14 protein-coding genes are annotated in these 12,384 nt (G+C 49.5%); 13 read left to right on the plus strand and 1 reads right to left on the minus strand.

The genetic code is table 11. The features are described from left to right. The first annotated feature begins 1 nt into the window (after position 1). The 7 genes from GCU44_RS05285 (at position 2) to GCU44_RS05315 (ending at position 6,744) form a co-directional block, all read left to right on the plus strand. On the plus strand, positions 2–1,177 hold the full coding sequence (locus GCU44_RS05285; protein WP_154854782.1) for a hypothetical protein: 1,176 nt from the start codon (positions 2–4) through the stop codon (positions 1,175–1,177). Continuing rightward, positions 1,174–2,142 (plus strand): polysaccharide deacetylase family protein, encoded by a 969-nt coding sequence (locus GCU44_RS05290; RefSeq protein WP_154854785.1) that lies wholly within the window; start codon positions 1,174–1,176, stop codon positions 2,140–2,142. Before GCU44_RS05285 ends, GCU44_RS05290 begins: the two co-directional genes overlap by 4 nt. 374 nt (positions 2,143–2,516) lie before the next feature. Continuing rightward, positions 2,517–2,807 (plus strand): hypothetical protein, encoded by a 291-nt coding sequence (locus GCU44_RS05295; RefSeq protein ID WP_092177123.1) that lies wholly within the window; start codon positions 2,517–2,519, stop codon positions 2,805–2,807. Positions 2,808–2,907: 100 nt separating this feature from the next. Next, entirely contained in the window at positions 2,908–3,267 is a 360-nt protein-coding gene (locus GCU44_RS05300) for a methylglyoxal synthase (protein ID WP_154854788.1), read from the plus strand. A gap of 23 nt (positions 3,268–3,290) precedes the next feature. Continuing rightward, positions 3,291–4,283, plus strand: coding sequence for a 6-phosphofructokinase (pfkA, locus tag GCU44_RS05305; RefSeq protein WP_154854791.1), 993 nt, complete (start codon positions 3,291–3,293; stop codon positions 4,281–4,283). Between the two features lie 532 nt (positions 4,284–4,815). Next, a complete protein-coding gene (locus GCU44_RS05310; protein WP_154854793.1) occupies positions 4,816–6,282 on the plus strand; it encodes a mandelate racemase/muconate lactonizing enzyme family protein in 1,467 nt (488 codons plus the stop codon). A 90-nt stretch (positions 6,283–6,372) separates the two neighbouring features. Beyond that, on the plus strand, positions 6,373–6,744 hold the full coding sequence (locus tag GCU44_RS05315) for a phage holin family protein (protein ID WP_154854796.1): 372 nt from the start codon (positions 6,373–6,375) through the stop codon (positions 6,742–6,744). 31 nt (positions 6,745–6,775) lie between these two features. Here GCU44_RS05315 and GCU44_RS05320 read toward each other — a convergent pair whose 3' ends face one another. Next, a complete protein-coding gene (locus GCU44_RS05320) occupies positions 6,776–7,219 on the minus strand; it encodes an AlbA family DNA-binding domain-containing protein (protein WP_154854799.1) in 444 nt (147 codons plus the stop codon). A 118-nt stretch (positions 7,220–7,337) separates the two neighbouring features. Between GCU44_RS05320 and GCU44_RS05325 the strand changes: the two genes are divergently transcribed. The 6 genes from GCU44_RS05325 (at position 7,338) to GCU44_RS05350 (ending at position 12,371) form a co-directional block, all read left to right on the plus strand. Further along, the gene (locus GCU44_RS05325) at positions 7,338–7,895 is read left to right on the plus strand and encodes a hypothetical protein (RefSeq protein ID WP_092177108.1); all 558 of its coding nucleotides are present in this window, start codon (positions 7,338–7,340) and stop codon (positions 7,893–7,895) included. Positions 7,896–7,952: 57 nt separating this feature from the next. Further along, positions 7,953–8,855 carry a histone deacetylase family protein gene (locus GCU44_RS05330; RefSeq protein ID WP_154854800.1) on the plus strand — a complete coding sequence of 301 codons (903 nt, stop codon included), beginning with the start codon at positions 7,953–7,955 and terminating at the stop codon, positions 8,853–8,855. Positions 8,856–8,874: 19 nt separating this feature from the next. Continuing rightward, a complete protein-coding gene (locus GCU44_RS05335; protein ID WP_154854803.1) occupies positions 8,875–9,111 on the plus strand; it encodes a hypothetical protein in 237 nt (78 codons plus the stop codon). A 104-nt stretch (positions 9,112–9,215) separates the two neighbouring features. Further along, positions 9,216–9,851 carry an OmpH family outer membrane protein gene (locus tag GCU44_RS05340; protein WP_154854806.1) on the plus strand — a complete coding sequence of 212 codons (636 nt, stop codon included), beginning with the start codon at positions 9,216–9,218 and terminating at the stop codon, positions 9,849–9,851. A 160-nt stretch (positions 9,852–10,011) separates the two neighbouring features. Beyond that, on the plus strand, positions 10,012–10,983 hold the full coding sequence (locus GCU44_RS05345; protein ID WP_092177096.1) for a deoxyhypusine synthase family protein: 972 nt from the start codon (positions 10,012–10,014) through the stop codon (positions 10,981–10,983). A gap of 83 nt (positions 10,984–11,066) precedes the next feature. Further along, a complete protein-coding gene (locus tag GCU44_RS05350) occupies positions 11,067–12,371 on the plus strand; it encodes an OmpA family protein (RefSeq protein WP_154854809.1) in 1,305 nt (434 codons plus the stop codon). The last annotated feature ends 13 nt before the right edge of the window (positions 12,372–12,384 follow it).

Genomic DNA, 12,384 nt, shown 5'->3' on the forward strand with positions numbered 1-12,384 from the left:
GATGTTCCTACCTGATGTGCTTTTTATTGGGATTGTGCTTGTCTGGGTTTTCCTTTGGATTCACCGGCGCGCTGCGAAAAAGAACCATCTCAGGCAACTCCGGGCTTTCCTGTTTGCTTTGTGGGGGTATCACCTGGTCATCGCGTATGTATATTATCGCTACCTAATGCATCAGGGGGGAGACAGCCTGCGTTACTGGGAACTGCGTAGTCTTCCCCTAGAACAGGCAGCGGGCTGGTTGGCTCACTGGGGCCTGGGAACGGCCTTTTTACAATGGGTCAACTACCCTTTCTCCCAGGGTTTCGCACTCGGCTTCCTTTCGGGAACGGTGGGTTACGCGATGCTTTCCTTCGTTGGGTTCCTGCTGCTGGCCGAGTGGATAGCCGATCGGTTTCTACCAGTGCCCTCGGCTCGTATCGGCATTGCCGGCATGCTGTTGTTGTTTTTGCCAAACGCTCATTTCTGGACAGCAGGGGTGGGAAAAGAGGCCTTTTTGTGGCTGGGGTTGATCCTGGTGCTGGTAGGTGCCGATGCGATTTCCCACAAGTGGGGCTACCTGGTGCTGGGACTGCTGCTTTCCCTGATGGTTCGGCCTATTCAGGGATTGGTTCTTTGTGTATCTGTTTTCGGAGTGCTGCCTTTTCATCCGGCACTTCGGCAACACCGCCGGTACCTGGTGCCCTTGGCTGCAGCGTTGATTCTAGGGATTGGGGTGTACCGCTGGATACAGGGTTCCCTGGTGTATGGATTTCACCTCCGCTGGATTGGCGAACTGCTTCACTGGCAGCAGCAGTACCTGGCGTCATTTGGCGGAACTAGTAGTGTACCCATGTCCGACTATTCCCTGGTTGAGAAACTGGCAACGGTGTTATTCAGACCATTCATTTGGGAAGCAGCCGGTTTTTGGACCCTTGCTGCTTCGCTAGAAAATACCGTGCTTTTACTGGGAATGCTTGGGGGAGGATGGGCCTGGTTCCGTACGAAAGGACGTTTGCCCGTGCCGGTGTTTTACCGAATTTCGCTGGTATATGGCTTGCTGCTTTCCCTGTTATTTGCCTTTACCTTAACCAACCTGGGCATACTCATGCGCATGAAAAGCATTTACAGCTTGCTGGTGCTGTGTTTCTTTTACGAACGAATCGCTTACTATTGGTCCAACAGGACTTTTTCAACATGAGGCAGGCAGGATTAATCATTTCGTTGGATTTTGAACTCCACTGGGGCCGTTTTGATAAGGTTCCGCTGAAAGGAAATGAGGCGTATTATTACCGAACTCGGGAAGTAATACCACGGCTGCTGGCGCTTTTTGAACAGTATCAAATAAAAGCCACCTGGGCCACTGTAGGCATGTTGATGGCCCGGGATGTTGAGGAATGGGAGCAGTTTAGTCCATCGCTTACTCCCGGATTTTACCAAGAGGCTTTTTCTGCCTACCGTTGGTTTAGGACGTCCCATTTGGACCCAAACTGCCTTTTTGCCCCCGATTTAATTCAGGAAATTATCCGAACCCCGGGGCAGGAACTAGGGAGTCATACGTTTTCGCATTACTACACCCGGGTACCGGGTCAGCACACGGATGAATTCCGCGCGGATTTGCAAGCTGCCAGGCACATTGCAGCGGAGAAGTTTGGCCTGGATCTTCAATCCCTGGTCTTTCCTCGCAACCAATACCATCCCGATGCGCTGAAAATTGCCCGGGAAACGGGGTTTCGGGTGGTGCGAACCAATCCCGAGGATTGGTTTTGGGAGCGACCGGAGGTAGATGGATGGGTAAAAAAAGGATTTCGGGCATCGGATTCCCTGCTGCCTTTGGGCAAAAAAACATCGTTTTTGCCGGTAGCTCCTGCGGCAGGATTTCCGACACTCCTTCCTGCTTCCCGCTTTTTTAGACCCTACCAGGATCGGATTTCCTGGCTAAACCGGATGAAGCTGCGCCGGATAAACGAGGAAATGCTTTCTGCTGCCAGAAAGGGTGAAATGTATCACCTGTGGTGGCATCCCCACAACCTTGCCCAACACCCCGATCAAAGCCTGGAAGAAGTCAAAATCGTCCTGGAACATTTTTCTACCTACCGGGAACGGTATTCCATGGAAAGCCATTCCATGGGCTCCCTGGCCCATATTGACCGCTCGGAAGTTTAATTGTATGCCGTTTGCATACAAAATAATTTCCCGGCAATTTCCCGCTTAACCCTGGCGCTAACTTTTTTTCAACGCGTCTCCCCCCCCCCCCCACCTTTTGGGTATACCTGTTTCGCTTCCAGGAGCAGGCTATTTTCAGCTAATTCCAAACTTATTTCTCCAGAACATGGCCGGCGCTTTTCGATTTCCGTTAGCAATAGGGGTACTGGTTCGTTTACCGTTCTCCATCGCGCCTTTGGTTGATGCTGCATGCATCAACGCGGCTGTTTCCGGGAACAGATGCCGCTCCTAAACTTTCCATTGAAAAATAACGGGAATATTTGTCGGCTTAAGGTTTATGTATTTATTTTGGACTCGCTTAAAGAGCGCCACCTATGAACCTGTCAGATTTTAAAGAAAGCATTCAACGCGGTACAATGCCTGAGGGCCTATCGGTTTTTCTGCAGGCCTTGTGGTTGGAGAAACGGGGTGATTGGGACCGGGCTCATGGGCTGATTGATTCGCTGGGGGGTACCGATGCGGCCTTTTTGCACGCCTACCTGCACCGCCGGGAAGGAGATCTTTCCAATGCGGCCTATTGGTACCGAAAGGCTGGCAAACCCCAGCCCTCCGGAAGCCTGGAGGAAGAATGGGAAAGGCAGGTAATTTATTTTTTAGCCGATTAGAAGTAGATAAAATTTTTGGCCAGCGATGCAGCGGGGTTGAATGGTGAGGCGCTGGGGTTCCAGTAACAGTAGAAATGGAGGATTTCAAATTTCAGTTGACATGAAAGTAGCATTGATTGCCCATGATGGGAAAAAGGCAGACATGGTTCACTTTCTAAGTGGATCCAAGGAGGCACTGGAGGGGGTATCCCTTGTAGCCACCGGCACCACCGTTATGCACATAGAAAAAGCAGGTTTTGACGTACAAAAATTACTTTCCGGTCCACTGGGCGGGGATGCTCAGATAGGCGCAATGGTCGCCCAGAAAGAGCTGGATATGGTAATATTCTTCCGAGACCCCCTGGGTAAGCATCCCCACGAACCCGATGTGCAGATGCTCATGCGGATTTGTGACGTGCACAACGTACCCCTGGCCACCAATTTGGCGGCCGCTGAACTGATGTTCAAACAGTTGAAATAAGAAACGACCACAGCAAACGACACATGCTAGACCAACCTTTATCCATAAAAAAAATTGGGGTACTTACTTCCGGAGGCGATGCTCCTGGAATGAATGCAGCCATCCGGGCCGTGGTTCGGGCAGGATTTTATTACAAACTCGACGTATTCGGCATTTACAGGGGATACGAAGGAATGATCAATAACGATATCCGCAAGCTCGACAGCCGTTCGATCGCGCACGTGCTGGAGCGCGGGGGGACCTTCCTTAAATCCGCGAGAAGTGAAGAATTCCGTACGGAAGAGGGCAGGAAAAAGGCCTACGAAAACCTAAAAAGCCACGGGATTCAGGCCCTTGTGGTAATTGGCGGCGATGGATCCCTGACCGGTGCACATTTGTTTTACAAGGAATTTGGCATTCCCGCTATCGGCCTGCCGGGGACCATCGACAACGATCTTTTTGGAACCGACCTGACCATCGGTTTTGATACCGCCTGCAATACGGCGATCGAAGCCATTGACAAGATTCGGGATACGGCTACTTCCCACGACCGGCTCTTTTTTGTGGAAGTGATGGGTAGGGACGCCGGCTTTATTGCGATCAATGCAGGTATCGGTAGTGCGGCGGCTGCCATTTTGATTCCCGAGAAAAAATTCCCGGTGGAGAAATTGATTGATCGGTTGAAAATTAGGGAAAAAGCAAAAAAGGAAAGCAACGTAGTCATTGTGGCCGAAGGCGGAAAGAGTGGAGGAGCACAGGAGATTGCCGAAAAAGTGAAAAAGATTTTTCCCGGATACGATATCAAGGTTACCATACTGGGACACCTGCAGCGAGGTGGGGCCCCGTCTTCTTTTGACCGAATACTGGCCAGTAAACTGGGCGTTTCGGCCGTGGAAGGCCTGCTCCACGGAAAATACGATGTGATGGTCGGCATTATCAATAACAAAATTGTCTTTACCCCGATAAAACGAGCCATTGTGGACGACAAAAAGGTGGACGAGGAGGAATTGCGCATTGCTGGGATTCTTTCCACCTAATGAAGCAACGCCCATCGGGTTCCAAGCTACCGGATTACCAATTGCCTGTTTTTCGGTGAATCACTATTTCCGGGTTCGTGCCTGCCTCATCTCAGCTACAACCCAGGTAGGTTTCGCCCGTTGCGTTAGTTGGGGGTTTTTCCTACCGGTAGGATTTTTAGAGCCGGGCAGAACTTTTTTGTTAGGAAGTGGGATTTTGGTACAATCCGGTCGTCTAATTTATGGCTAAATGAGGGGTAAAGGTTCCTGGCCGGTAACCGTCGCGTAGCTACTTTTATTGATTTTTTAGTAAACCAACTACTTGTTTTTGGAGTCAACTTCCCCTTCGGTAGGGAATTCTGGTCCCGCTGTATACTGCTGAAGGTAGTCTAACCGATCGGGTAATGTGTCACCTCCGGCAATCCCCGGGCTTCGAGTATGGGTATAGATTTTTTGCGAATAAAAATTTCTTTTTGCTACTAATTTTGGACATATTGTCATTCGTTTGTCAATTTTCTTTTTTCCAATACCTAAAAAAAACCTATTCCGTACCATGAAAAAAAACATTGAATACCTGCAGCAACGCTACCTGGACCAAAAGCGGGAAAAGGCACTGCAAACCACCGCTCTCTCTCCAATGGCGCAGGATCCGGAAAATGGCCGGCGTTCTTTTTTTAAAAAAGCAGCCCTGGGCGGCTTGAGTCTGGGTGGCATGATGATGCTTCCCATGGAAGATACGTTGGCCCACACCACGTCAAAAGTCAACCGCCTTTCCAACCCCTCGGACTTAAAAATTACCGACATGCGCATTGCCCAATACGGGAATGTGCCCTTGTTGAAAATTTACACCAACCAGGGAATCCACGGATTGGGAGATGTCCGGGACGGAGCAGATAAGCGCTACGCGTTGATGCTAAAAAGCCGAATTCTGGGCGAAAATCCCTGCAATATTGAGCGGATTTTCAAGCGCATCGAGCAGTTTGGTTGGCATGGAAGGCAAGGTGGGGGCGTCTCCGGTGTGGAAATGGCGCTTTGGGATCTGGCCGGAAAGGCCTACGGGGTTCCCTTGTATCAGCTGATGGGAGGAAAGTTTCGCGACAAGGTCCGCATTTACGTGGACACGCCTACCGTGCAGGATCCGGATGAGTTTGCCAATAAAATGAAGGAGCGCGTAGACATGGGTTTCACCATGTTGAAAATGGATATTGGTATCGGACTGATCAAAGATCAAAAAGACACGCTGACCAACACATCTCCCTGGGGACAATTGCGGGGATGGTCCGATCAGGATGTCATGAGCTATACCCAAACGCCGCATCAGTTTACGCATGTGCAGATCACGCCGGAGGGGCTGGAAAAGATGGTGGCTTACGCCGCAAAGGCACGGGAGAAAGTGGGTTACGAAATCCCCCTGGCAATCGACCATTTTGGACACATGGGCTACAACGAAATGATCAAACTTGCCGAAGCGTTTGAACCCTATAACATCGCTTGGTTGGAAGATCTGATCCCCTGGCAAAACACGGAGCAATGGAAACGGATTACCGAGTCCATCACCACTCCGACGCTCACAGGAGAGGACACCTATCACAAAAAGAATTTCAAGGACCTGATCGAAACCAGAGCCGTGGACCTGGTGCACCCGGATCCGGGGAGTGCCGGAGGGTACCTCCAAACCAAGAAAATTGGGGACTACGCAGAAGAGTACGGAATCGGAATGGCCCTGCATCATGCAGCCTCTCCAATTACTTTCATGGGGACGGTTCATGCAGCTGCGGCCACCTATAACTTTATCGGGCTGGAGCATCACTCGGTGGATAACCCCTGGTGGGAAGATTTGGTGACCGGTATCGACAAACCTTTTGTAAAGGATGGCTACGTGCAGGTGCCGGAATCTCCCGGAATCGGACTGGAACTAAACGAAGACGAGGTCAAAAAGCGCCTTCGCGAAGGGGAGCAGTTTTTTGCACCCACCGACGATTGGAACGAGATTCGCTCCTGGGATCGGACCTGGAGTTGAGTTGGACAAGAACCCCGGAAAAATTGTTCGGGGTTCTTTTTTACTTTAGGCTGAAATATTTATTTTCGTTTACACGATAGGAAGTAGCTTATGAGTCAATCAAAAGACATTTTATCCGTTCTCTTTCAACTGGCAGTCGCTGGGTTGGTGATCATTTTTACCGCCTACCTGTTGCCGGGCATTGTGGTGGACGATTGGATAACCGGCGTTATCATTGCGGCCTTGCTGGCTCTCCTAAACCTGACCGTCAAACCGGTACTGATTTTTCTTACCATTCCGATTACCATCCTTACACTGGGATTGTTTTTATTGGTCATCAATGCACTGCTGGTTATGTTGGCAGCGGCCATGATTCAAGGTTTTGCCGTTGATAATTTTTGGTGGGCGCTGCTGTTTAGTTTGGTATTGTCCCTGGTCAACTCCATACTGGGTATTTCGCTGGGGAATGGGCTTCGGCGCTAGTGGTCTACTATTTCTCACGACTGGTACAGCCTCAGGGGAGGTCTGGTTGGAAAGGGATGGAACGGTCCAGGACACGTTTGTAGTACACCGGCCGTTCGTTCGGTATGCATAGTGAATGCAGACCGGCAGGGCTTTTCGGTACATGGATTAGCAGGATGTATTTCTCGCTTGTCAGGTTGGGTTCGGTGGATTCTTCTACCTCGTATACCTCAAAGTTGATGGGAAAGGTAGGATGACAGTAGGTTTGCAACGATTCCCTGGCCATGTACATTTCCTCTTCCGGATCGATACCGATTATTTTTTTTTGATCGGAAACCCCTACGACAATGGTCCCACCTTCCGTATTTGCGAAGGAAAGCAGGGTTTTGGCAATTTTTCTCTGGTTGGTAAGGCTTTGTTTGAAATCCAGGTTCAATCCCTCCGGCTGTGCGACGATGTTTTTGACCCATGCATTATTCTTTTTAGGAGAAAACATTTTTTTAAAAGGTAAAATATTGTAAATTATAGGAGAGTTAACACGAGTAATAGTAATTTTTTATTTATTTGTAACCAAAATCAGCGAAATTGATCTTACAAACCCAGCTTATAATCCAATGAACTATCTAAATGAAGGATTTTTGCCTGAATCCATAACAGCCCTGCAAAGAGAACTAGAAGCAGCCGGGAAAAATTTCAAAATTGTACCCGGGGAGGACAATTCTGAAGAATTCGTCAACTTTTATTTTATCGGAAAATTTGAAGGAAAAGACGTCATTTACGACGCCGTTTTGTACACCCTCCGTTTGCATTACCAAAGCGAGCTTTTCGAATTGGCGGAACACGAGGCAGCCAAAAAATTCCCCAATTACCATGGAATTCGCTACGAGGAAGATGAAAACGGAAACCTGAAGCCATTGAAGGCTGAAGAGGAGGAAATCGGATGGTTTATTACCGAACTGATCATGGATATGGAGGAAGAGGGAACGGTAAAGGTTCAGGAATTTATCGATATCGATACCCATCACGATTACGGTATTGGTCTGGACGCCGCCCTCAATCTGGAAAGCATCGACGAAGACGTACTCGAAAAATTTGTCACCGAATTCAACAACGACAGCATCAGCCTGGACGAAACCTTCTATACCTTTGAGTCGGAAGAGGAGGATAATTGATTTCTCCCTTTTTATTCGTTGCCCGCAACATTTTTTTGTTCGGCAAGTTTTGATCCTATGTTAAAAGTTGCCTGGTCTTCCCTGTATGCCCATCCCTTGCCCAAGGGACATCGCTTTCCCATGGAAAAATATGAATTGGTTCCCGAGCAGCTGCTTTACGAGGGGACACTTTCGGCGGCCAATTTCTTTGAACCGGAGAAAGCCGATGAGCAGTGGATTACGGCGGTGCACGATCCGGCATACGTGGATAGATTAAAAAACCAGGACCTGAGCCGCGCTGAAATTCGCCGGACGGGTTTTCCCCTAAGCCAGGCCTTGGTGGATCGGGAATTGCACATCATGCAAGGCTCGGTGATGGCGGCCCGCTATGCGCTGGAATTTGGAATTGGGATGAATATCGCCGGGGGCACCCATCATGCATTTGCCGACAAGGGAGAGGGCTTTTGCCTGCTGAATGACATTGCGATTGCGGCCAATTACCTGATTGCCGCGCAGGGAATAGAAAAAGTTCTGGTAGTGGACCTGGATGTGCATCAGGGCAACGGCACGGCCGCGCTGTTTGCAGGACGTCCCGAAGTATTTACCTTTAGCATGCATGGAGCACACAATTATCCCTTACACAAGGAAACATCGGACCTGGATATTGCATTGCAAGACCGTACGGACGATGCAACCTATTTGGAGCTACTGGCTGATCAACTGCCCAGGTTGATGGATGCGGAGGCCCCCGATTTTATAATCTACCAATGTGGGGTTGACGTACTGGCCTCAGATAAACTGGGACGGCTGGGCTTGAGCCTTGCCGGATGCAAAGAAAGGGACCGCCTGGTGTTGCAAAGCGCCCGAACGAATGACGTCCCCATCATGTGCTGCATGGGAGGAGGCTATTCGGAATCGCTACGTGACATCATCGAAGCGCATGCCAATACCTACCGGTTGGCGCAAGAGATTTTCTTCTAAAATGAAAACATAAAGAGAAATGGGTGCGAAAAAATTGAAAAAACAGTGGTTGTTGCATGCCGTGGGCGGTTTGTTGCTGACGGGTTTTGGGCTTAGTTTGTTTGGAGAAGCGTTGATCCGCAAGTGGGAAAACGCACCGCTCTGGGATTGGCTGGTATGGGGTACACTGGCGCTGGTGGTGTTTAATGCCGGAGTTTCCCTGGTGGGGCAGGCGGTGGTGTTCCGGGTGAAACTGGACAGGCAGAAACACCGGTAGTTGGCGGCAAAATCCGGATTTTACCATTTTATTCCCGTACCAAAATTTGTAATAGGTTTAGAATCCGTATATTTGCCCCAATACTACAAAAACGACGTAAAGAAGTGAAAAAAATTACTACCAGTATCAGTGCGTTGGCAGTTGCAGGATTGATTGCAGTAGCCTGTAATTCCTCCATTCCGGAAGGAGAAGCGACCGTTAGTACGGAAGACGTGGACATTTCGGATCTTAAAGTGGCCTATATTGTCACCGACAGTGTCATCAACAATTTTGTCTATTTCAAAGAGCAATCGGCAGCAATTGCCGAAAAAGGCAAGAAATACGAAGGAGAATTGACCAACCGGGCGAGAGGTTTCGAACAGGAGGTGCAGAATTTTCAGAACACGGCTAATAATATGACTGTCAATCAGCAAAGAGCCAAGCAAGAAGAACTGGTTGCCAAAGAACGTAACCTGGTGACGTACCGTGAGAACATCATGCAAGAGCTCTCCGCTGATGAGAACAAGCTGTACAACGAGGTGTACGACATGATTCAGGAATACCTCAATACGTATGCTGCCGAAAACGATCTGGAGATGATCCTTTCCTACACCCGTGGTGGTGGAGTTTGGTATGCAAACGAATCCTTGGATATTACCAATTCGGTAGTAAAAGGGATCAACGAAGATTACGAAAAGGGGGAAGCACCTGCCGAAACTGCTCCTGCTGCTTCCGAAGAGGAATCAACCGAGGGCGAATAAACGAAAAAAAACAGCAAGGAATGGCCCGGTATTTCCGGGCTTTTTTGTTTCTGCTTTCACTAGTTTTGGTTGATAATCAACACATCCTTTAGTACCTTACCTGTTCTTTTTTACACGTTAGAAGTCCTTCCAACCAAGGCATACATTTAAACCTGTACCCATGGAAATTACCAATTTTCTAAAACACCATTACAGACATTTCAATGCGGCGGCATTGATCGACGCAGCGGATGCGTACAAGGCACATTTGGATGCCAATGGCAAAATGATGATTACCCTGGCAGGCGCCATGTCTACCGCCGAATTAGGCATTTCCCTGGCGGAAATGATCCGGCAGGATAAAGTACAAATCATCACCTGTACCGGTGCAAACCTGGAAGAGGATATTTTCAACCTGGTGGCCCACGATTATTACGAGCGGATTCCAAATTACCGGGACCTTTCACCCAGCCAAGAACAGGACCTGCTAGACCGCCACATGAACCGGGTTACCGATACCTGCATTCCGGAAATGGAAGCCATGCGACGAATAGAAGACGTGATTCTGCAGGAGTGGCAGCGGGCGGACCAGGCGGGGGAGCATTATTTCCCGCACGAGTTTTTTTACAAGGTATTGCTTTCCGGAAAGCTGGAGAAGGATTACCAAATAGACCCGAAAAACAGTTGGCTACTGGAAGCTGCGAAAAAGAACCTTCCCATCATCGTTCCCGGTTGGGAAGATTCTACGCTGGGAAACATGTATGCCGGGCATTGCATTTCGGGAGATATTAAAGACGTACATACGGTGAAAGGTGGGATTCAATACATGATATACCTGGCTGATTGGTACACCGAAAACGCCAAGGAAGAAAGCAAAGTTGGCTTTTTTCAGATTGGTGGTGGCATAGCGGGCGATTTTCCCATTTGTGTGGTGCCCATGTTGCACCAGGATTTGCAGCGGGATTCCGTTCCGCTATGGGGTTATTTTTGCCAGATTTCCGATAGTACCACTTCCTATGGATCGTATTCCGGCGCCGTACCCAATGAAAAAATTACCTGGGGTAAATTGGGGCTGGACACACCCAAGTTTATCATCGAATCCGACGCCACCATCGTCGCTCCACTGGTTTTTGCCATCGTTCTGGGGCAGTAATCCGGCAGCCTGTGTATCGATTTGACCTCATCGGTTATCGGGTAGCAGTTCTGCTATGCCTTTGTACAGGAGCTTTCAAACCCGTGCTGGCGCAGGATTCGGTGCGTTTTGCCCATTCCCTGGAATTTGACGAACAAGCGCCCCTTATCGGCCCTGACAAGCACCTGTATTTCTCCCTGGCTTTCCATCCCCGGAATACCGGTGGTGCAGGGGATCCTGGAGATACCTGGTTTGCACCCGAACAAGGCGATAGTTTTGGAGAGCCGCAGCCTATCGAGGCGCTGTCCACACCTGATTTTGACCTGTTGATTGGCTTTCTGCATCCAGATACGGTGCTGGTCTACCACCAAAACCTATATAATCGGCAGGTGATTTACCGGTATTTTCGTACCGATGGGGGCTGGACACGGGGAGACGAACAGTTTGTTCCTGGTTTCCGATCTACCGGCAACCATTTTTCTGCGCGGCTCTCCGCCGATGGCAGCTTGATGCTACTCGCTATGGAGTCCTTCGGCTCTTATGGAAACGAGGATCTGTACGTTGCTTTTCGACAGGGAGATTCCTGGTCCCGGCCTCAAAATCTCGGAGCAAGCGTCAACACCTTTCGCCAGGAATTGAGCCCTTTTCTTAGCGCCGATGGGCAAACGTTGTATTTTTCCAGCAATGCCTACGAGGGTAGAAAATCCTTGGGTGTTTATCAATCCGAGCGGATAGGTGAGGGATGGACCCAATGGTCCGCTCCGCGTCCGGTGGATCTTCCGGAAATGGAAGGATTCGACCTGTATTACTACGAAGATCCGAATCGAGACCGGTATTTTCTTACCTACACCCGAACGAGTGATGGATACGGGAATATTCTTTGGGTCGAATCAGCCCCACCGCTAGTCTTGCAACAAGCCGAAGAAAGGAGAACAGAGGGACCGACGGATTCAGGTGGCCGATCGGATACGCTGCTTCCACGTCCCGTTTCTCCTTCCGAAATACCTTCCCCTCAGCGAAGTCCTGGCCCGGATATTGCGTTGCAATTAGAAGACTTGCAGCCCGGCGAGTCACTGGTTTTGAAGAACCTGCTCTTTAACCGAACTTCCGATGATATCGAAGATGCGGCTTCCCTGGATGCACTAGAGAAAGTAGCAGCTTTTCTAAAGCGAAATTCCAAACGGGTGATCTCCGTAGAAGGGCATACGGACAATCGAGGTAGTTCCCGGCTAAACGAACGTTTATCACTGGACCGGGCGCGGAAGGTACGAGACGTTTTGGTAGAAGCAGGGGCTGGATTTGAGCAAATACGGGTCAATGGATGGGGTGGGACAAAGCCTATCGTCACCAATTCGACCGCAGCGGGAAGAGAAAAAAACAGACGCGTAGAAATCATACTCCTGGAATAACCAAAACTACCGA

It is taken from the genome of Cyclobacterium xiamenense (genome assembly GCF_009467825.1).
Classification (GTDB): Bacteria; Bacteroidota; Bacteroidia; order Cytophagales; family Cyclobacteriaceae; genus Cyclobacterium; species Cyclobacterium xiamenense.